The 23,898-nt window shown below is 69.2% G+C and carries 1 protein-coding gene (cut by a window edge); it reads left to right on the forward strand.

Going from position 1 to position 23,898, the window contains the following annotated elements:
• Positions 1 to 23,752 carry the 3' portion of a hypothetical protein gene (locus tag ACH413_RS33415; protein ID WP_360047703.1) on the forward strand. 13,109 nt of this gene lie to the left of the window's left edge, so only the last 23,752 of its 36,861 coding nucleotides appear in the window; its start codon lies beyond the left edge, outside the window; the stop codon is at positions 23,750 to 23,752.
• The last annotated feature ends 146 nt before the right edge of the window (positions 23,753 to 23,898 follow it).

The raw sequence follows: 23,898 nt of genomic DNA on the forward strand, positions 1-23,898 counted from the left end.
GTTCGTGAACGTGCAGTTGAAGACCGGCGGCACCTTCACGATGAGTCCGGAGACGTTCGCGAAGCTGGTCGCGCGCACGGACTCCTTCCGCGAGGCCATGCGGGCCAACCCGCGATCACCCGTGGTGCTTCTCATCTGTGACGCGCTGGCGGGCGCGGCGACCGAGGTCAGCCGTGAGCTGGTGGCGTCAGGCACTCCGGTCCGCGTCTACGCTGCCGGTGGGAAGATCCATCTTCACCGGGACGGGCACATCGGCGTCGAGGGTGATTCGTTCGCCCTGGTCGACGCGGACACCCGGCCGAGCATGCCAGGCTCCGGGCCTGCCCGACCGGCCAGTGACGGTGTGCTAACGCAGACGCGCAGCAGTGGCGGCGTCACGGCGTCATCGGTCGCCGCGAATCCGTTGCCTAGCATCCGGGAAGAAGATCCGCTGGACTCGGGTCAGAACCACGACGATGTCCCCATCGCGACCCAGCACGAGTCGACGCCGGTCGACGTTCCAGCGCACGTCAGGGCGAGCCGTGCGCTGGGGCTGGTCAAGGCGACCCATGCACGGAAGGTCGGTGCGGACGTCGCTGCTCTCGTCAGGACCGCACTGAACGACACGTTCGAGGGCGAGTTCGACGGCTTGGAGGCCATCGAGTTGATGGTGAACTCCGACAGCGAGTTCGAGTCGTTCCTCGGCGACGGTCGCGAGTTCCAGTTCAAGGTCGGTGAACGGTGGTTCACGGCGACGGTCGCGGCGAGACTCGAAGTGCCGCAGGCCCCTGAGTCCAAGCGCGAGGTGAGCACCAGGCACAAGGCCGACCTCAGCGGGTTGGACCCGAAGTCGGTCTCCGCGCACAGCACCGTCGCCACCGGCGGCGACATCGGCCTGACCGCCACGTTCACGTCGGGAATCGGTCCGGTCGGCTCGATCGGTGTACGCGTTCCGCTGGGGATCCCCGCGGTGACGCAGTCGCACTCGACGAGTGTGCAGACGTTCCGCGGCCTGTTCCCGAAGGAGACCGCTCACCAGGTCGACGTGCTGGTGAAGTGGTCGGTCCTCGTGCGCACCGCGCGGCAGGAATCGGTTGGCACGGCCTCCTTGTCGCACGAGGTGACGCTGAGTGTGCCGGACAAGAAGAACTCCCTGCTCGACGGCACCGACACCTCGTGGCGGCCGATTCCGGCCGGCGTGACGCCACAGCTGACCACGGTTCTCAGCGAGTGCGTCACCTCCGTGCAGGACAGGTTCGACGCGGTCGCCGGGTTGATGCACCCGTCGATCACCGAGGTCGGTGCGCCCGGCCGTACCAAGCTGAAGACGTTCCTCAGCGCGGCGAACATCCGCGCCGAGCTCCCGAGCATGATCGACAGTTGGGTCACTTCGCCCGACATGCTCGATCAAAAGGGCAAGCACATCGCCGCCGTGCGCATGAAGGCGGTGATCAAGGAGGCCAAGCTCCTCGACCAGTACGACGACACCACTCTCGCCCTCCACGACGCGTCCACCAGGGGGATCACGAACACCCCGGTGTCGAGGAAGGGCTTCAGCGTCTCCGGAAGCATCGGTGGCACCGCCGGTGCTGACGCCGCGGGCGTCGCGTTGCTGCTGGGTGGCGGCATCGGTGTGTCGAACAGCGAGTCCACACCGGCCGGTGCGCAGGGCAAGCACGAGATCGGTGCCGATGTGAAGGGCCGTACGGGCGCCTACGCGGTCAAGGCGGTCGTGACCGTCCAGTCGGCGGCCAGCGGGAAGCCCCCCGTCGAGGTTGAGGTCGAGGCCGTCATCCGCCTCAGCCTCGCGGAGGCCGCGCGACCCGTGAAGGTGAAGGAAGAGGGCACCCAGCAGGAGAGCACCCAGCGGGAGACTGGGAAGGAGGAAGGCGAGCCGCAGGGTTTCGCGGTGCCCAAGAACTACGACGGTGTGGGTGTGCGGCAGTTCGCGGGCGGCAAACAGCGTTTCCTGCCGCCCTACCTCGCCGACCACCTCGCCACCGGCAACGCGAAGATCGGCCGGTTCGACCAGCTGGACAAGGTCAAGGAGCAGATCGAGAACACCCTGTCCAGGATCAAGGGCTTCGAGGACTTCCTGCCGGCGTGGGGTCCGCGCGAGCAGACCAAGCCCTGGTACCACGTCGACCTCACCGCGGTGAGGGCGCAGATCGCGACGGCGCTGTCCAGCGTGAAGGGTCTCGCCGGCTTCGATCCGCAGCACCGCACGGCTGATGACAGGAACGCCTCCGGCGACGACTACGTCCGGTTCGCCGAGATGATGACCAACCAGCGGATGCTCGACACGAACCTCTCTCCGGGCGCCACGAAGTCCCAGATGGACAGTTTGTTCGGCAAGAACCTGCCGATCGTGTTCAAGCGTCACGGGTTCTACTCCAACGACTACGTGCGTGTCACCGTCAAGGCAAGCCTGCGTGACATCAAGCACGACGGCCAAGACGACGGCCACGTGGTCCGCAGTTCGGACACGCGCGAGACGAAGGTCAGCGCGAGCAGTGACTGGCAGTTCTCGTACTCCGTCGGTCCTGAGGCACGGCTGGTTCTGCCGTTCTCCTCGGACAACTCGCAGATCGTCGTGGTGCCCAACGCGTCGATCAAGTACAACTCCTCGAGGACGCACCAGAACACGTCGGGCCCACTGACGGTCAACTTCCTGGTGAACGCGGGCAGCACGATCAACCACCAGTTCTCCGGCAAGATCGAGTACGACGTCACCATCGAGACGTTCTCGCGTCCGAGGGCATGGGTGCGCCGTCTCCGGCCGGGCTTGCCCGGCTGGCACACGCCGAAGGTCAGGACGATCGCGCAGACCGCCCCGCGGGACGGCGTCGCACAGACCGCGCAGGAACCGGACACGATCGCTCTGCCCCGGGTCACCGGCGAGGTGAAGCTGTTCCTCCCGGACAGTTCCGTGCTCACCCAGGATCCGTCGGTGTTCAGTCCCGGCGCGCCCACCGAACCCGAGCGCGTGGAACAGCCGCCGTCGATCACCGAACTGCTGCTGAAGCCCCGCGAGGCGCCTGACGGGCACACGGCGGTCACCGAGTGGCTGCACGTCGAGGCCTTCACCGGGGCGGACCACCTGGAGCAGGCCGCCCTCGAAGCGCTGACCAGGTCGGCGAGCGGCGACGACGTGCTCACTCTGCCGGGATCCGCGTCCAGGCGGGCTGTGGACCAGATGTTCGCGCCCGAGCACCTGAAGGCGAACCTGAACCACGCGGTGAACACAGGTCTGCAGGAGCGCGCGCTCAGGTATGGTCGCCGGACCGCGGACCGTTTCGGTGCGATCGGCACGAAGTTCGTGCTGAGCAACCCGAAGCTGGTGTCCATTTCGGACAACACGGCGACGGAGCACTCGTCCGTCGGAGGCACGAGAGCGGGCTCGTCGAGGTCCAGGAGCAAGGGCTGGGACTTCAACGTGGGCGCCGTGCTGATCGCGTCGCCGTGGAGCGGGTCGGACCGGCCGACCATCGGACGCGGTGGCGCCGCGATCTCGGCCAAGGTCCTGTCGTGGCGCGACACCGCGTCGAAGGTCCGGGAGATGACCGGTCTCGGCGAGCGCAAGCGCAACCTGCCCGGCGACAGCCGTACCGTGCTGATCCAGGTCGACGCGAACGTGGACATCGTCGCGGAAAGCCGTGCGCGCAACCTGGGGACGAACTGGTCCAAGGGACGTGAGGGCGTCCACGTCGTGCTGCCGGGTGCCGTGTACCTGCGGGTGAGCGAGGAGCAGGCCCGCGGCCTCGGGCTGCTGCCCGAGGTCCAGGGCGGACAGCAGACCGCGAGCGGCACCCTGGCGCCGCCGTCGACGATGCGTGCGGGCAAGCCCAGCTCGCTGGGTTTCGGTGTCTACGAACAGTTGCCCGATCTCACACCAATGGTGTCGGAGTTGCGTGCCGAGCTCGGAGGAACCGGCAGCGACCTGGTTCCTGACGCCGTTCTCGACGACACCATGAACAACCTGCAACGCATGCTCGAACTGGTGGACAAGGAAACCGTCAGGGCGATGATGGACAGTGCGCTGGATGGCGGTGTCCCGCTGATAGCGCAGGCCCCGCGGATCTTCGGGCGTGACTCGTTCCAGGTGGTGTTGAAGGCCAAGCCTGGCACGCCGCGGTTCCACGACGTCGTCAACGACGGTGTCAAGATGAACAACATCCTCGTTTACTTCGGCCGCGACGCGGAGACCAAGTCTCGATCGAAGTCGTGGGGAACGAGCACCCGGGCTCTCTTCGGTCTCGTCCCGCACGCGGAGGACGCGGCGCGCACCGGCAACATGACCGGTGCGGCGGCGACCGAGATCGGACAGTCGACGACGGTGTCGAACACGACCGCGTTCACGGCGCTCGACGTGCACGTCCTCGACGCGGACGGCCCGACGGCCCGGTACTCGGTGCCGGTCGACTGGACGCTGGAGATCCACCGGCCCGGCGGGACGACTACCGCGGTCACCCGGTCCACGACGATGACCATGCGCGTGCTGGCGGACGACCAGATGTCGGAGTCTCCCTCCGCGCCCGTGCACGAGGAGACGCGTCTTCGTGCCGAGAGCGAGGCCTCCGCCGAGGCGCTCAGGCAGTGGAAGGGTGAGGGCGTCAAGCTGCCCTGGACCGCTCACCCGCAGACCGCCGTCGGTACCGGGAAGGTGCGGTCGGCCGCGCTCCTGGCGCTCCGCGAGGCCGGACTGAGCACGGACGCGCTCGGCCCGGCGAAGGGTCTGACGAACACCGCCCTGTCAGGCTTGGGGTCCGAGAGGCTGCGCACCATGCTGGTCGACGCCTCCCACGACGGCCTCGTACTGCCGGAGTTGCACGAGACCGCTCTGCTGTCCGGTAAGCACGCCACGCTGCACGTCCACTCCAGACTGCTCAGGCCGAGGCTGGTGGGTCTGAGTGACGACGTCACCATGAGCAGCCAACGAGCGCTCATCCCCGGCATCGGGAGCGAGTTCGCGGCGGGCGAGACCGTCGGCACGGTGTTCGCGATCAACGGTGAGCTGGGCACCACCAACGGCAAGTCCGAGCCGGTCCGCGATCCCGGTGTCAGGCTCGGCGACTTCGACGCCAAGGTCACGGACGTCCAGTCCCACGGGGTCGGGGCCGACGCCGGCTTCGCCCGGCAGGAGGGCTCGGGCGACAGCGGTCGTACCGGCGTCGTGTCCTACGACGTCGAGTACCGGATCGTCGCCACCGTCGACGGCAGGACCGCCGTGGTCGACGTGCACCAGGCCGCTTCCGGTCAGATCCGGGTCGCCCAGATCGATCTCGCGGAGGCGCTGGGCGGACATCCCGTCACGTCCGCAGTGCACAGTGCGCAGGAGGAGGTGAGGAAGCAGAGCAAGGCGTGGCGTGACAGGGAGCGAGAGGCGGAGAAGGCACAGCGGGCGTTCGACGACCTGGTCAACGCGGGTGCGGCCGCTCACGCGAAGGCGAAGGAGATGCGGCGGCTCGTGGACGAGGAGGTCGCGAGTGCGGTGAGTCGCCGGGACACCGCGCGGGAGACGGTGCAGGCGCACGAGGTCAGGCAACGTGAACTCGCGGAGACGGAGAACGAGATCGAGTTCCGTTTCGGCGTGCTGGCCGCGAATCTCGTCGACCTGGATTCCGCCGTGCGTGACGCGTCGACACAAGCCGACATCGACGAGCTCGCAGCCTGGCTCGCGGAGGTGAAGAGCGAGCAGGCGGCTCTGGTCACCGCCCTGGCCGCGGCACGGGAGGATCTCGTCAGGGCGGAGGGAGTGCTCACCCTTTACCGGGAGTACTTCGACGAGGCCGCTGCCGAGGTGGCGAGACTCGACCAGCCGCGTGACGTCGCGAACGCGGAGCTCCAGGCTGCTCGTGGCGAGGCCGACGCGGCGCGAACGCGGTGGTTGAAGGCGAAGCTCGAACTGGAGCGACGGATCAGGGCGTTCAACGACCACGGGCGCGTGGCACCGGTTCCGGCTTCCGCGAACACGGGGCCGGCACGGGAGGCAGGTGAGGCCCCGAGGCGGAACTGGAAGCGGCTTCCCGACAGCGTTCCGGTCGCCACGACCGTCGACCAGCCTGCCGCGGCTTTCGCCTCGGCCGCGGTGGCGCAGGACCCGGTCCAGTCGAACCCCGAGGAGCTGACGCCGCTCGACCCCGATGTAGTCGCTGCAGAGCGAAAGCTGGAGGATGCACGTACCGAGGCAGCCGCCGCCAGGGCGGAGGTGGTCGCCGCTCGCGCCGAGATCGACCGGCGCGCGCAGGAACTGGTGACGTCCCGGCATGAAGGCGTGACTCCGCCCCCCATGCCCACGACCGTCCACCGGGGCAGGGTCCTGGAGCGGGACCCTGCCCTGCGGCAACGGATGGTCGATGCCGAGAACGGGTACCAGCAGGCGCTGGACGAGGTGAAGGATGCATCCCGGGAGCTCGTAGCCCGATCGGGGGCATCGCACTCGAACCGGACCCGACCGGCGACGGTCCTCGCCGACGACTCGTGGTGGACCAGCTCCGCGCCCACCGCTGACTGGTTCGTTCCCGTGAATCCGGTCGGTGAGGACGAGATCCGTGCGGGCCGGGTTACCGCACCGGTGTCGATCGTCACGGGCCCCACGATCGACGTCTACCGGGATGCCGTGGATCGACCTGGTGACGAGATCTACCAGCCGGATGTGCCGACGGACGCCTACCAGCGGGAGCTGGAGGCCAGGACCACGCCTCTGACCGAGGCGGAGCAGGACGATCTGCGGCGCAAGTACGAGTTCGACCAGCTGCCGCCGGAGCACCGCTGGGTGAGCAGAGCCTGGGAGGAGCGCTGGGCGGAGGACCGCGCAAATGGCCCGCTCGGCTCCTACCACGCTACCGTCAGTTACGACCGCCGGCGGTTCCAGGTGGGGGACACGTTTGTCCAGGACTTCACCGTCCGCCTGTATCTCGCCGTGCCGTCGGACGCGAGCAGGGAGCAGATCGTCGAGCTGAGGCAGCGCGCGCTGGCCGGGGTGGACCGGTTCTACAACCCGGGCTACAGGTTGCCGTCGGGAGATCAGTTCCACCTCACGGTGCAGTTCGTCACCGAGCGGGATCAGGCGCACCACGTCGTGCAGGTCGTCGGTGGGGACGAGTTCACCAGGTCCACCTGCGGGACCTGGTGGCTCCAGGAAGACGACGCGGCGTTCGCCCACGAGATCGGACACCTCCTCGGCCTCGACGACGAGTACGTGGACCCGGTCTCGGCGTTCCGGGCCAAGACCGGGTCGACCGCTGTCCACGACGACGACGGCATCATGACGACCGGCTACAAATCGGACTCGGCGTCAGTCAAGCCTCGTAACCTGTTCAAGATCGAGAGGATCGCCAACGCGTTCGGGTCGCTGCCCGAGCCCGAGTCCAGCAACTACCGCGGTCATGGCGTCGATCCTGAACCGCTGCTCGACGGTGACCTGATCGCCGATGACCTCGTGGACGGTCTGGACGGCTTCACGTTCGAGGACGACGGGCCCGACGACGGCCTCGACGTTCCGTTCGACCTGTCGGACCTGGACCTCGGGGAGGAATCGGGTCTCGGTGAGGAACCGAATCCCTTCTGGGCCGACTCGATCGACGACGGCCCGTCGACGAACGGGTTCATGCGGCTACCACCGGTTTCCACTGCTCAACCCGGTCACCCGGAGGAAGCCGCTGCCGAGGCGGTGGGGGGAGACGCGAGGAGCACGCGAATGCCGCTCCCCGATCGACCTTCGGACGTCACGAACGTCGATGAGCCCGGCACGGGTTCCACGCCGCCTGTCGCCTCGCGGTCGAACCCCAGGGAGCTGACCCCGCTGGACCCGGATTTGGTCGTGGCCGAGCACGCACTCGCGGACGCACGTGCCGAGGTCGTCAGTGCCAGGGCGGAGATGCGCGCCGTTCGCGCGGAGATCGACCGGCGAGCCATGGAACTGATGAGGCGCAGGCACTCCGGTGCCACTCCGCCGCCCATGCCCGCGGTTCGTCACCTGAACTGGGTGCTGGCGCAGGACCCTGCCTTGTCACGCCGGTTGGGCGATGCCGAGAACGACTACCAGCAGGCGCTGGACGAGGTGAGGCAGGCGTCTCGGGAACTCGTTGCCTGGTCGGAGGCCGCGGCCCGCCGGGACGAGGTGGTGCCGGCGACAGACGTCGACGACTCTCGGCTGATCGGTACCGCGCCCACCGCAGACTGGTTCGTTCCCGTGAACCCGGTTGGAGAGGACGAGATCCGTGCGGGCCGGCGGAATGCGCCGGTGTCGATCGTCACGGGCCCCTTGGTCGACGTCTTCCGGACCACCGAGGCCCGATCTGGTGACGAGAGTGTCGAGCTCGCGGCCTACCGCTCGACCATCAGCTACGACCGCCGGCGGTTTCAGGTGGGGGACGCGGCTGTCCAGGACTTCACCGTCCGCCTGTATCTCGCCGTGCCGTCGGACGTGAGCAGGGAGCAGATCGTCGAGCTGAGGCAGCGCGCGCTGGCCGGGGTGGACCGGTTCTACAACCCGGGCTACAGGTTGCCGTCGGGAGATCAGTTCCACCTCACGGTGCAGTTCGTCGCCGAGCGGGATCAGGCGCATCACGTCGTGCAGGTCGTCGGTGGAGAAGAGTTCACCAGGTCCGACTGTGGGACCTGGTGGCTGCACGAGGACGACGCGGCGTTCGCCCACGAGATCGGACACCTCCTCGGGCTCAAGGATGAGTACGGGGACGAGCGTTCGGCGTTGAGGGCCAACGCCTCGTCGAGCGCCATTCACGACGACGACGGCATCATGACCCCGGGCTTCAGGTACGAGTGGGCGTCCCTCAAGCCCCGCAACCTGGTCACGCTCGAAGCAATCGCTGACGCTCTCGAGTCAGTGCCCGACCGTGCTTCCACCTCCTACCGCGGTAATGGCGTCGATCCTGAACCGCTGCTCGACGGCGACCTGCTCGACGGCGACCTGCTCGACGGCGACCTGCTCGACGGTGACCTCGTGGACGGCCTGGACGGCTTCACGTTCGAGGACGACGGGCTCGACGACGGGCTCGACGTTCCGTTCGACATGTCGGACCTGGACCTCGGTGAGGAACTGGATCCCTTCTGGGCCGACTCGATCGACGACGATGACCCGTCCACGAACGGGTTCATGCGGCTACCGGCGGTTCCGGGCTCGACCGGCACATCGGCGCCCGGTCCGCACGCGCAGCTGTGGCCGATGCTGCCGCCACCGGCGCCTGGAGGGAACGAGCCGGAGCACACGTCGCCCGAATCCCAGCCCGGTGACTCTCCGGACGACGTGTCCTCGAAGAGGGACGAGGCGTACGGTCTGCTCGCCCCGGTCATCAGCCTGGTCGAGCATCGCGTCACCAACCCCCGCGCCGTGCAACACCTGGTCTCCGGAGTCGTGGACGACGTGGCACGCGAGCTCGTCGCGGGAGGACGAGCCAGGCAACTGGCGGACGGCACGGCCGCCGCCGTCGGCTTCATCGTGGAGACCGGCCTTCTCGACGTCCTGCTGACGCCCCCGCTGCGGAGGCCGGCCGTGGCGCGGTTCGACGACGCCGTTTCCGTGGTGAGGATGCTGCTGACCGGTGGGCACGACGACATCGCGCGGGTCTACGTCGACGCCGTTCGCACGGGTGGGCTCGAGGGCGTGGGACGCGGCCGGAGGCAGCTCACGCCCACACAGATCAACGCCCTGGCCACCGCGGTGAACAACGGAGCATCACGTCAGGAGGAGTACAGGACCGCCGCGCTCGACACCGTTCGCCGGCTCAACGACAGGTTCCAGACCACCTACCCCGAGAACGACGCCGAGAAGATCGAGGGCATCCTCGACGCGGTGCACAGCCACCTGCGGTCGATGCCGCTGGTGCGCAACATCGACTTCGGCAGGACCCCCGGCGGGGTGCCGCGCGGGGCAGGGGTGGACAGGCCCACCTGGGCGGAGCTGCTCACCGGTTCCACTCATTTCCCGAACTTCTGGGAAAGCGGGTACACGACGGGCACTCCGCACGTCGCCGGCCGTGGCTGGGTGGAGGAACAGCTCGGCTACGGTGCGGTGCTCGGCCGCAGGTCGGGCGACCCGGCGAACCGGCGGGACCAGACGGCCGACTTCGCGCCCATTGCCCCCGGGGAGCTGCCCATCTACGCGGCTCTCGTCTCCGGCCTCCAGAAAGCCGGTGTCTACGCCTACGGCTCGAGTGTCATCCATCTCAAGGAGGACGTGCGCGTTCGGACGACGTACACCGCTCGGGACAGCGCTGCGTTCGGAGATGGCGGCGTTGAGTCCTACACCGGCGGCAACCACCTCTACGGCCTGCTGGCGCACGGCCATGAGGAGAACGTGCGGCTCGCGCTCGCCGATGTCACCGGGTTCCGCTACGACCCGGAGTTGCGCGCGGAGGTCATGAAGGACGGCCATGCCGCGGTGGGCAGGTACTTCGAAGCCCAAGTCCACGGTGGACTCTCCTGGACCGATGTTCGTCGCGTGGTGGTGAACTGGGGCGACCTCTTCGGCAAGCAGCAGCGGAACACGACGCTGGAGGAAGCCGAAGGGATGGTGGCGTACCTGTCCGAGTTCGCCGCCACCAACGGGTTCGACTTCACCGTCGTTCTGGGACAGGAGATCGGCACCCCGCAGGGCATGGTGGCAGCCGAGCGGGACCGCGCCCTGGGACTGTTCGGGATCCCGGACCTGGACTCGTCCCAGCGCGCCGTGCTGGACGCGCTCGACCGGTTGGCGAGGCCCGCGCCGTTCCCCACTCGCGCTGACAGGGAGGACATGCTCGAACTCGCGTCCCGCGCCGGTGCCGACATCACCGATCCCGAGTCGGCGTTGACCGACCTGTGGCGCCGCGCCGCACCCGCGGTCGCCGCCGGCGGCCTGCCCGCACTCAGGGAGCAACTCGGGCTGGACGTGGTCGCTCCCCGACAGCACGGTGACGGCGAAGAGCGTTCTGACACGCAAGAGGTGGACCGCGAGACGTCGAGGACGTCCGCGACCCCGTCGTGGCGGTACAACAGCGGGCGCGGTGGCCGGGCTGACTCGGCCGAATCGGAAGCGGGTCCTTCGTGGGCGCCTGCGAGCAGCGAACTGCTGGAACGAGGCGCGGACGACGACGGGAGCCTGCTCTGGTTCACGGCGGCGGAGGTCGAGTGGCTGCCGGTGCTGGACTCGAACGGTGACGTCATCGGGGTCATCTCGATGGACGAGGGTGATCGCGACTCGCCGCTGGACTTCGCGCAGGAGAGCTCCAACGCGGTGACGTTCACCCACACGACGGTGGTCGAGGAGGCCAAGGACGAGGACGACGACGAGAACGCGGCCGGACGCGCAGCCATCGAGGCGGGTGAGTACACGTCGTCCTGGTCGCCGTGGGTGACCGAGCGCAACGGTACGTTCCACGTTGTCGCGCATGGCCTGCCGGGGCGTGTGCAGCTTCGGTTGACGGGTGACCGGAGCGTGCAGGTCGCGGGTGACGTGCTGGCCCGTTTGGTGCTGGCGTCGCAGCCGTTCCTCGATTCACGTCGAGGGTTCGACTCGTTCACGCTCCTGGTCTGTTTCTCGGCGGCACCCGACTCGCGCGGCAGCACGGTGGCGTCCCGGTTCCTCGGGGTCTCCCGGGCGCTGGGCGGGCCCCGCCGGGTGCATGCGACCACGGCGGAGAACGCGCAGAGCGTTCAGGCGTCGGGGGCTCTGCAGAACGAGAACCCGATCGCGCTCGGTGTCGTGGTGCTGCCCGTGGCGACGAACTGGGTCACTTTCGATTCCGACGGCGTGCCGCCGTTGTTTCAGGAGCGGCCGTCGGTGTCGCAGCTGGCTGACCGCGGTGGGGTGGACCGCGCGCTGGTGGGCCGGTTCGCGCCGGATGTAGGTCTGGTGGTCCGCAACAGCCTGCTGTCGCGGATCGACGCGACTTACCGGTCGGAGGGAGTGCGTGCCGCGACCTCCTATGCGGAGACCACCGCGCGCGTGGTGAATCTGTTCGATTCGCTCGGCCTGTCGCGCCGGATCACGGCCAGGAACCTGCCCGCGGATGTGCGTGGCATGGTGCTCGCCGATCTCGTGAGCGTGGTGAGCCGGGAGTCGGCGACCCGTGGCGCCGAGTCGGCGTTCCGGCTGGCCAGCCGGATGGCGACGGCGCTCTCCCTTTTGGACGGTCTCGGAGTGCTCGACACGCTGCTGCGCGGCTACACGACCGATCGGCGGGCGAACGCGTTCTGGCAGCAGGCACTGCAGAACCTGGTGCGGGACGTGGCCACGGAGTCCGACGAGGAGGACATGGCTGTCGGCCGTGGGCCGGCAGGTGCCGCGGTGCTGGCCATCGCGATCCACTCCGGCGCGCTCGCAGCCTCCTTCGCGAACCCCAACGACCCCGGCGCTCCCAGCCGGCTCATGGCGACATTGCGCGCCACGTACGAGTCGTACGGTCCGCAGACAGCCGAGCAGCAAGCTTGGTCGTTCGTGACGCCGGGCGAGCCGTCGAACCGACGCGGTTCGGGCCGTCGCAGGGGGGACGCCCCGTCCCCGGCCCCGCTCGCCGGGTCACGGACGCCGGGTGGTGCCGAATCGTCATCGCGGCACTCGGAGTCCGCGGACCCCGTCGACGCGGCATTCCAGGCGCGGGAGCACGACTCCGACGCGGTGACGGAGCCACCGCGTACACAGACGCTGGTCATCGAGCGGGTCGCGCCGCTGTCCGAGGAGAGCCTCGACTCGCCCGATGCGACCCTGGTCGCCTTCGTCGCCGCCTACGGCGACCTCCGGGCAGCTCGCGGACTCGCGCACGACGCGGTTTCGGTCGTCGTCAAGGGCCGGGGCCGCGATGGGGCGACCGGGCCGGTGACGGTGCTGCGGGCGGAGTCGGACGGTGACACCGCGCTCACGGTAGACGAGGCGGCCGGGCGGTTCGACCGCGTCGCGGAGGAACTGCGCGGACACGGGTTCGTCGTGCCGAACTCCCGGGCGATCGCCGTGCATCCGGACCCGGAGGCCGGCGACTCGACCGACGACTTGAGCGCCAGGGTTTCGGCGTGGCGCAGCACGACGGCACCAGCGGCGCCGGACTTGTCGGCCGGTTCGCGCAACGCGCGGATCGCACGGCCACGCCCCGAGTTCTGGCCCGCCGACATCGGCAGCGCCGAGGAATGGCGCGCGGTGATCGAGGAGGTCCGGCGGATCGGCGCGGATGTCGACGACCACGAGGAGCGTGCCGCCGAACTCGTCGAGCTCTACCACGGCTCGGCAGACCTCTCCGACGAGACGACCGCCGCGGCACGGCAACACCTCGACCTGCTGAACCTGGTCGCCTACCAGCTGTCGCTCGACCACGGGTACGCGCGCCCCGAGCGCAACGCGACCCAGATGGCGATCTACCTGCGCGCGGCGTTCGGGCTGGTCGAAGGCGACGACACGTTCGAGGAACCGACCCAGGTCGTCCACCTCAGCACGGACCCCCTGGGCAGGCCCCACTACTTCGCCGACGGCCAGGTGCACCGCAGGCAGTTGCGGGATTCCGCCGGCGAACTGGTCGGTGTGTCCTTCATCTCCAGACGGGACGACTTCGAGTGCACGCAGACGTTCGCGGCCGCCGCCACGACCGGCTACTCCGTGCTCACTCTCGCCCCGTACGAACACGCCAGCGACGTCATGATGATCCCCGCGCGGGCCACGTTGACGATCCGGACACCGCACGTGGCCGCTGGGGCGGCGGCAGAGACGTTCTTCGTCGACACGCACGGTGGGGACAACGGCAGAACGGCCACGACGGTGCTCGACCGCGGGCCTGGACCGGGCAGGTGGTCGGAGGAGACGGTCGACGGCACGGTGCTCGCCCGGCTGGTTCTCGCGTCGCCCGAGTTCAACGAGGTCGTGGCTCGCGGTCAACTGCGCACGATAGACATGCTGATGTGCGACGTGGCGCAGGACAGGGTGGCCGGGGTGGCCGTCAAGTTCTACGACGAGATCCGCAAGACGTTCCCGCACATCGTGGTGAACGCGTCGACCCGCGGAATGGTCGTGGAGGTCGTCGACGGGAAGCGGATGCCGTACGTGCTCGAAGGCGGGTCCTGGATCTCGCTGGGCGCCGACTCGCCCGCGACGACTCCGAGCGTCGACGACGTGCTCGAGCAGTTGGTGGACTGGGCCGACAAGGACGAGGACCTGCGGGCCCATTACGCGCATGAACTGCCGCTGTTCTCGGCGGTCGAGCAGGCACACGCCCTCTCTGAGGAGCTGGTGGACGAGCTGCGCGAGTCGGGCACCCTGAGCCTTTACCACGCGTGGAGAGAGGTGGAGACGAACCTCGGGACGGCGGACCCCAACCTGGTGTGGGAGGCCGCCCTCAGGCACCTGCGCCGCACCCCCGATCTCCCGCCGGTGCGGGCCGCGATCGTCGGGTACCGGGACGAGGACACCGGGGAGATGGACCAGCTGGCCCTGCCGGCGGGGATCGTGGCGGTGGTGCGCCCCGCAGGCGCCTCTGTCGTGGAGTCGCAGGGTGACGTGGTGGTGTCGGCCGAGTGGCTGGAGGACAGCACCACCGGTTCGGCTCTCCAGTTCGTTCCCTACCTCGCACCCGACAGCGACGACGTCGAGATGGACGACGACACTGAGACGTACGACGTCGAGGTAGACGACATCGCGGCCTCATCGAACCGGAGCCGTCGTTTTCTTCAGGACGGTCCTCCCGTGCCCCAGCCCAACCTCGTCCACGAGGACGGCGGGAGCGAGGCCGATCAGCCTCTAGAGGAGGACGAGGTCCCGAGCCAGAGGGCGTTCGAGCTCGTCCGCGGTGACTTCAACTCCTTGCCGCACGCGGCTACACTGACTGGGCCGGGTATGCCGGGGCTGGTGGCGCTGACGCATCTGACGGGGCAGGGGCGACCGGAGGACGCGGACCGTGACGAGCAGGGGGTCGACGAGGACACTGGCGAGGTCGTCTGGTTCAGCCCGATCGAAGTGGCCTGGACTCCGATGCACGATGCGAACGGCGAGATCATCGGGGCCATCTCGATGGTCGAGGAGGATGTGGAGGCCCGGGTCGACTGGGGGCTCAACCCCACTGGCTTGACGCTCACCACCACCGTCCCTCTTCCCGACGAGGCGATCGACGAGGACGCGTTCGCGCTGGCTTGGGCGGACGCCATTGACCGCGGCGAGTACACCTCCTCGTGGTCGCCGTGGATGGGACGACCGGGCAAGCCGTTCTTCCTGGTGGTCCATGGTTCGCCCGCCCGTGCCGCCGTGCTAGTCGACGGTCGCGAAGTGGCCGTCAGCGGTCAACCGCTCGCGAGGCTGTTCCTCGCGGCGCACCCGTTCGTCGCCAACGGGTTCAGCTCTGTGGCCATGGTGGTCTGCGAGAGCGACGCCGTCCTGCCCGGCGAAGGCACCTTGGCCGGGGACTTCGTCACCGGTATGGTGCTCGGTGGTGGTCCGCGCCAGGTGCACGCGACCACGACGACCAATGTCAACAATTCACGCCGGTCGCGGGGAGTCGCAGCCGAACGGCCGGTCGTGCTGAGCGTCGTGCAACTACCGACCGGGGGCAGTTGGGGAACCTACGACCGGCGTGCTCCTCGACCGCCGTTGCCCAGCTCGCCGTCCGCCGCCGACTTCGCGGCGTACGTCGAGTTCGGCAGCACCCTGTCCGGCGGCCCGAACGCCGCCTTCAACGACGCGGCACGCGCGGCCGTTCTGAGCAGGATCGAACGGTGGCAGGCCGAGGGCGGTGTCGCGATGGGCGCGACGGCGGCCGAGGCCGGCGCGAGGGTGCTGGACCTGTTCCACACCTACGGCATCACCCAGCGGCTGGCTGCGCTCGACGTGGACTCGGCTGTGCTCGGCGAGGTGCTCGCAGAACTGGTGGACCTCGCGGTCAGAGAGTCGCTGAACCACGGCGTGGAGTCGGCGTTCCGCTTGACCGCCCGGCTCTCGATGTCGCTCGACCTGCTGGTCGCCGCAGGTGTGGCGGGGTCGCTGCTGTTCGACTACGACGAGAACCCGAACGTCCGTGAGCACTGGCGCAACCTGATAGCGGCGTTGGTGCGTGAGGTGGCGTCAGGCATGCCCCAACCTGCGGTCGAGTCGCACGCGCTCCTGGTGCACTCGGACCTGGTCGACGCGGTGCTCGCCAACCCGGAGGACTCGAGCGCGCCCGCGAGGGTGGCGAGGTTGAACGCGGCGGTCCGGCAGACCTATGACCGATTGGGTCCCGACGTCGCGCGGTGGCACGTGGACCAGCTGTCCCGCCTCTACGGGAACCACGGCGTGGCGATGACGCTGCTCGGCTCCGGCGAGCTGCCCGACGGCGCCGACGTGATGCTGTATGAGGTGCTCGACCTGGTGGCAGGGGAGGTGCTGACCCTGAATGGCGATGTGGCCACGGTCGTGTCGCACCTGGTCGGAGCGATCGACATCCTGCACCGCGAGGGCCTCGTCGCACACCACGCCAGCAGGCCGGGCGGCACGACCGCTCTAGCCAGGCTCACGGATGGGCTGTGGAGGCTCGCCAACGACCCGATCGAGGCTGGGCGGTTCGTGGCCCATGCGAACGCCGAGGCTGCCGTGGAGCGCCGCCAGGACGCGGTGGCGTCCGCGGACGCGGCGATCGCGGAACTCTCAGGTGTCGGCGTGCAGGCGCTGCTGGTGGCTGCCGAGGGCCGACTGGTCCGGGCTGGCGCGCAGCCGGTTCTCCCTGTCCCCGAGTCCACACCCGAGCAGGCGAGCCGGATCCGCGAACGCGAGGAGAACCGCAGGCTGGTGGCGCACGCGCTGCTGGACGTCCAGACCGGAGAGCGCGCCCAGGAAGACGTGGACGTGCTGGTGAACGAGTTGACCGCCGGGCGGGACTCGTGGACGTCGGCACCGCTGGGCTCAGGGGCAGCCGAGGGCGGCGATCGACGGGGCGAGCCGGCTGGTAACGGGCAGCAGGGTCAGTCGCTCGCTTCGGGTTCCGGCGCGGCCGGCAGTGCCCGTTCCGCGCAGACACGGCAGCCCGAAGCACATCCGCACGTCGCGCAGAGTCAGGCGCACGGCGAGCCGGGCGCCGAGTTCTTCCTGCCGATGCCCGCTGGGACCGCACTGGTCAGCGGGCCCGCCGTGCACCAGATCGAAGAGATCGCCAACCAGGTGGTGGCGCGGTTGCCGCGTGATCTGGACGACGGCGACCTGCGGACGCAGTACGCGGTGACCGCGTCCACCGCCGAGCGGGCACGAGCAGTGGCGGAATTCCTGCTCGAACGGATCTCCGACCTGTACGACGAGGAAGTCGGCGACCGCACAGGGCCAGCCGCCGGTTCCGCACGGATCGTGTTGGACTCCCTGCTCGATGTCTTCGTGGACGAGCGACTGCACGACGTGGCAGAGGTTCGCGTGATGCCCGCGGAGTACGTGTGGCGTCAGCGCGGTGGCTCGATCGCGTTCTTCCACCGTGCCCAGTTGACGAGGTTCCTCGCCGATCCTGGTGCCGAGTTCGAGCGCACCGTCCAGGCACTGGTCACACCGCCGCAGGAAGCACCGCGACGCCGGTGGGTCGTGCGGGTGCGGGCGATCGGTGTCGACCAGGCCTGGTACCGGGACGATGTGGCCGGTCTGCTCCACGGCAGGCTCGCGCCGTTCGGTGGACCGGGCGTCGCGCGGATCGAGTCGGTGTCCTCGACCGCCGGTCGTCGTGACAAGGCACGGACTCTCGACCACGAGACCTCGGTGTTGATCGAGATCGACACCGAGGACGTCGAGGCACCCGATCAGGATCCGGCGCCGGACCATGGTGAGCAGGGCCGTCCGGCGGCGATCACCGCGCCCGCAGGTGTTCATGGGAACTGGCTCGTCCACCTGCCGCTCGGCACGGGTTCGTGGACGGTGTCCGACGACATGGCCGCGTTCGTGACCAGCTTCGTCGCCGCCGTGCGCGCGCTGCCAACCACGGACCTGAACGGTGGCGCGGTCGTGCACCAGGTGCACCTCATGGGCTTCGGGTTCGGCGGAGAGACGCGGAGCGGGGTCGTGCGCGACTGGCTTGGCTTGTGGGGCTTGTCGGAGTTGCCCGCTCACGTCATGGTCGCCACGGACGAACTCGGTCCAGAAACGGCTCCGCGTCTGTTGCTCGGGTTCGGGATCGAGGAGTCAGTTGTCGCCAGCATCGCAGCGACCGCGGTGCTGGTCACGGTCTCGTCGCGCGCGGTGCCGCTGGTCCACACGACCGGGCAGAGCCCCGCGCGTGAGGTTCTCCCGGCACCGGAGACCGGTGCCACCCGCGGGGCCGTGGTCCCTGACCAGCTCGCGATGTTCCGCCTCACCGCGACGGACGCGTGGGTCGTGCTGGTCCCCGGTCCGTCGGTCACTGGCGGTTGGGCGGTCACTCCCGACGTCGAGCCCACGCTCAACAACCTGGTCGCGCATGTGCGGACCCTGGCCGAGTGGGACGCGGACGGCGCACCCATCGGTTGGACGATCGACGTGACCGGTTACGGGGACGCGGGAGCCGCGAACAGCCGAGCGGTCGCGGACTGGGTGCGGCGCATGGTCGGCTGGGCGTTGGCGCCCGAGAACCCCGGCCTGCCTCAGCATGTCGTGACACGTGAACACCAGCGGTCGTTCGACATCGCCGAGACGGTGCTGGCACCGGAGGGTCTCGACGAAGCCGTGCGACGCGCGATCATGCCGCGCGTGGTGCGGATCGCTGTCAACGGCACCCGCGCGAGCGCGGGTGCCACCGTGCCACCATTGCCCTCACCCCAGCTTCAGCTGCAGTGGCTCCCTTCCTTCCTCCCCGGTGGCGAGCAACCAAAGGATCCCCGTCCTGCCCGCACCCCGAGGGAGCAGGATCCACCGCGGCGCCCGGTGTGGGCGAGCGCCTCCGACGTGCCTGCGGGAGTACACCTCTCGCCCCACGCCTCCGGGCGCAGGTGGCAGATGTTGCTGCCGCGAGGCTGGCAGGTCGGTGACAACCTCGAAGTGGCCGCCGAGTTCGCTGGTGTGGTGGACGGTTTCGTGACGACGGCGTTGGCGCTTCCCGACCGCGACGACTCCGGGGCGCCGATCAGCTGGATGATCACTGTCACCGGGTACAGGGACGGCACGCGCGATCGCGGCAGCGCCGTGCTGGGGTGGCTGCGCGCAACCCTGTCACGGGCGGTGGAGGGGACAGGAGCACATGGTGTGCCCTCGAACTTGAGGTTCACCATCAGCGACGACGGGCGATCCAGCGGGCCGAAACTGGTGGGCGAGCACAGCGTCACCGGCGGCGCGGGCCCGGAGGTCAGGTCGAGGCTTGTCCGGTTCACCATCGCGTCGTCCCCGATGCCCCGGCCCGGCACCGCGGAAAACGTGCGGTCGACGAGCGGGCCGGTGGCGACGCCAGTGGTGTCCAGGCCGGGCGACTCGACCGGCACGCTGAACTGGGACCTGTTGACGCCCCGCGTCGTCAGGACGGGGCGGCCGATGTCGATCGCGGACGCGGAGCGGCCGGGTGAGTTCCAGCGCCTCGTGTCAGTGGCGTCGGCTCTGCCCTCCGTGGACGAGGCGGGCAGACGGCTCGTCTGGACCATCACCATGACGTATCAGGGAGAACGGGGCCGCCTGCGAGCGCTTGCCGTCCGGGCTTGGTTCCGGTCCGCGGTGGTGGCCGAACTGTCCGCCGTCACCGGTGTGGCCATCAGCATGCTGCCATCGCACATCGCGATGGACGTCGTGCGCAGGTTGGACGACCACCCGCCGATGAACGCGCTGGCCGGTATGGCGCTTGATGACACCGCACGCGACAAGGCGGTGGCACGCACGGTCCGGGTCACGATCCCGATGGTCGCGGGCCGACAGCTCGCCATCGTGGACGTGGGCAGGGACGGCCGCGACGCGGTGCGACCGCTCGACGGCGTCCTTCCGGGCACCAGCATCGACCTGTTCACGAATCCCGAGGTGCTGCACCAGGGCAGTGCCGCCAGGAACGAGATCGAGCGCTACGTGGCGGAGGTGGTGCTGCACTCGCAGCTGGTGGCCGACGAGTCCGGGCTCGTCACCGCTTCCTCCCGGCTGCGGGTCTCGGGGATCGGGCGGAACTCCGAGGCGAGTGTCGAGTCGATCCGGGCGGTCGTGGTGGACGCGGTGGCGGCCACGTTGCGTGGCCGGGAGGACCTGCCGGCCGGTGCGGAGCAGTGGATCGCCGAGGGGTTGGTGGGCAGGTCCTTCGGGCCGGGGTTCCCGTCGGGGCACACCGTCTTGGTCAGCGAGGTGATCGGTGCGTACGGGTTCAGCCGCAGGTCGGTTGCCGACGTCGTGGTCATCGCCGACCTGGCCGCGGACCAGGGTCGCCGCCGTTGGGACGTTCTGCTGCCCGGTGCTGACGCGCGGGCCGGCCTGTCGCCGGACGACGAGGCCGAACTAGCGCGCGTGGTCACGGATTTGGAGGTGCTCGGACGGTCGGGTGCCGACGTCGCCCAGAGCTGGAATGTCGGTGTGCAGGGTGTGGGGCCTGATGGCGCGGTCAACGCGCGGTTCGTCGCCGATCAGCTGCAAGACCGGTTGGACTCGGTGGAGGCGTCGCCAGGAGGAGAGTGGACCGCCCGAGTGGTTCTGGTCGTGAGCGACCACCCGGCTCCTTTGGTGCGCGAGGTGCCACCGATCGGTTTCAGGGGGTCGCGGTGGATTCGTGGCCGCGTCCGGATCGATGCCGTGCCCGTGGCCCCGTCACCTGCTCCCGACGTGGACGACGACATGTCGATGGAGAGTCCTCCGCCGTTGCCCCCGCCGGTGCACGCCTTCGACATCGAGTTCGGATCGCGCCCCTCTGCTGTCGGCGGACGAGACGACGTGGATGAGGAGTTCGAGGCCGACGACGACCGGTTTGAGGGTCTGTTCGGTGGCGATGGTGACGTGGATGAGGAGTTCGAGGCCGACGACGACCGGTTCGAGGGTCTGTTCGGCGGACGAGACGACGTGGATGAGGAACCCTTGGTCCTGCCGGGCCCCTCGCAGGGTGACCAACCTGTCGTTGCCGACGATCCTGCGAGTTTTGGGTGGGTGCCTTCGGTTCCCGACGTCTGGCCTGGGCACATGGACGTGGATGAGGAACTCGCGGCGCTGCCGGGCTTCTGGTGGGGCGACCAGCCTGTCGTCGCCGACGATCCCGCCAGTTTTGGGTGGGGGCCTCCGGTCCCGGACGCCGGGCCTGGTGACGTTGACGTCAACGGGTTCAGGCCGGGCACGTTCGAGGACTTCAGCCTGCCTGGGCGGGAAGTCGCCAGCGATGCTGCGGCTTTCGCGAGCGAGTTCGACCCGGATTCCGCGATTCTGTTCGACGACAACGGCGATCCCCTGTTCGACCCCTTTGCCCAGCCGATCGCCGATCCGGGGTTCAGCGTGCTCCTGAGGGTGGGCGCCATCCAGGCGATCTACGCGATCCAGACCGGTACGACCGCGGGGTTCGTGGCCCACGACGACCTGGTCAGCATGCAATCCGACGTCGTCGCAGCGTTCATCACAGCAGGCGACCACATCGGAGCTGAGCAGTGGGCGCAGGCAGTCGCCGTCGCTGCCCACCTCGGCGACTTCGGCACGCTGTTCACCAGCGACCTGGACGCGGCGCAGCGTGTGCTCGCCGTCGCTGAGAGGCATCCCTCGGCGCCGGTGGTGAACACGCTCGCTGCTCGTGATGACGTGGTCTCGGCCGGGTCGAGCCACTCGCTCGAGGTGGTGAGGCTGCCAAGGGAGAACAGCTGGCTGCTGGAGATGCCGGCGAGCCCCGGCCACGAACAGTGGGACATGTCCCCGGACAGCGCGAACCTCCTGCTGGAGCTGGTCACCACCGCGCACGCGCTGCCGTCGGCGGACGCGATCGGTCCGCTGGACTGGCAGGTGGTCGTCACCGGCTTCGGGGCGGGTGGTGAGGTGCGCGCCACGCTGGTCCGAGACTGGTTGGCGCTTCGCGGTCTGACCGGCCTGCCGGAGCACGTCGTCGTGCTGGCAAACGAGACCGACGAGGCCACAGCGGAACTGGTCGTCGGCGGCGACGTGTCGTCCGGTGCGGTGGCGGTCGTCATGTCAGCCCACCGGACAGCTGATCCGCCCGCGGTGGGCAGCGACGTCCGGCCTGCGCCGCAGCCGACCGGCTACCCCGTGCCTGCCGGAGTCACGATGGTGCGACTGACATCCGAGGGGACGTGGTACTTGCTGGTGCCCCGAGAGGCCCGTCCCGAGCTGTGGCGGCCCGACCTCACCCCCGACTTTGCCGAGACGTTTCAGCACTTTCTCGGTTATGTCGCTACTTTGCCCGCGTTGACTGCGGACGGCAGGCCGATCGTCTGGACTGTCCACTTCACGGGATACGGGCCGGGCGGCTGGCAGCGGGCGGACGACGCGGCCGACTGGTCGAGGTTCGTGCTCCGGCAGGTGTTGGCGCCTGACAGCGAGTTGCCGCCGCATCTGGTCGTGCGTGTACACCAGGAACCCGCCAATGTGGGGGACGATGTGTTGTCCGGTGAGGGACTCGCTGGGGATCTCGTCGACGAGGTGTCTCCTCGGATGGTGGGAATTCGGCTGTCCGGAGCAGTGGAGGGTGTCGAAATCGGACTGCCCTCCACGGCCGCTCGACCACCGCGGCCTACCTGGTACTCGCGTTCGAACCAGGAAGAGCAGCTGCCGACCGATCCGATGCCGGCGCAGCGTGAGGCGCAGCCACTACCGGTCCGACCGGCGGACGCAGAGGATCGGCAGGACGCAGAGGGCCGGCGGGACGCAGAGGGCCGGCGGGACGTCCGAGATCAGTCCCTTCCTTCGGCCGAGCCCGCGGGAGTGAGGATCGAGCGGTCGTCGCCGACCACATGGGATGTGCGGTTGCCCCGCGACTGGACAGCGGGTGACATGGAGGTCGGCGGCGAGCAGGCAGCCGTCGTTGCCGAGTTGGTCGCCTTCGTCATGGGTTTGCCCGCTCAGGAGGGTGCGAGCGGGGCCGGGCGCTGGCAGATCGGTGTCGTCGCGTTCGGCCCGGGCGGACGGAGCCGTGCGGCGCGCGTGTACGCGTGGCTGCGGACCACCCTGCTGGTCGGGCTTGCGGCTGAGAGAGGCACTCCGGTCGGCGAGTTGCCCCCGCACCTGTCGATGGCCGCCTTGACGACGGAGGTCGGTGGCGACGGCGAAGCGCGTGAGCGGTTCGACAGAATGGTCCGACTGTCGGTGACCGAGGCGCGGGCGGAGGCACCCAGATCGGTGTGGGCCGTGGCGACGGACGTGCCCGCGACGATGTTCGTGGCACGGCAGGGTGCGGGTTGGCAGGTCCTGGTGCCGGCTGGCTGGCAACGGGGTGTGGTGCTGGTAGCACCTGTTGAGTTCCGGACCGAGATGCAGGCGCTCGTGTCGGCAATGCTGAATGTGATCGACCGGAACACGGAGGGCGAGTCGGTCGACTGGCGTGTGACGGTGACGACCTCGGGACCTGGTGCCTATGGGCGCGCTCCGGCAGTGCGGGACTGGCTGCGCAACGCGGTGCTGGCCGAGCTGACCGCGAGGACCGGGCGATCGGTGACCGAGTTGCCGCCGTACCTGTATTTCGTGTTGGACGGGGAGGGGGTCAGGAACACGAGACTTTTTGTGGGCGAGAACCAGGTCGAGGACGGGGTGCGCGAGGACGTGTTGGCGAGGCTGGCCCGGATCACCATCACCAGAGGCGGCGAAGCTCGCAGGGGCGGGCGCCGGGCTCAGGTTGCGCCGCCGCCCGCCCCAGCCGATTCCGGGCCGCAGGACGACGGACGGCCGAACTCCCGCATGGATGTCGACCAGCCCTCTCCGCCAGGGGACCCGACGTGAGGAGATCCTGGATCCACCAAGGAAGAACAGGCGGCGCTCCGCTCGCGAGGCCGGCGGGAGACCATCCATTGTGTACTGAACCGCTGAATGGCGGTCGTACGCGGACACTCCATGCAGGGACGGTCGACGCGCTCCCCGACGATGAC

The organism is Lentzea sp. NPDC020367 (assembly GCF_044387305.1).
Taxonomy (GTDB): Bacteria; Actinomycetota; Actinomycetes; order Mycobacteriales; family Pseudonocardiaceae; genus Lentzea.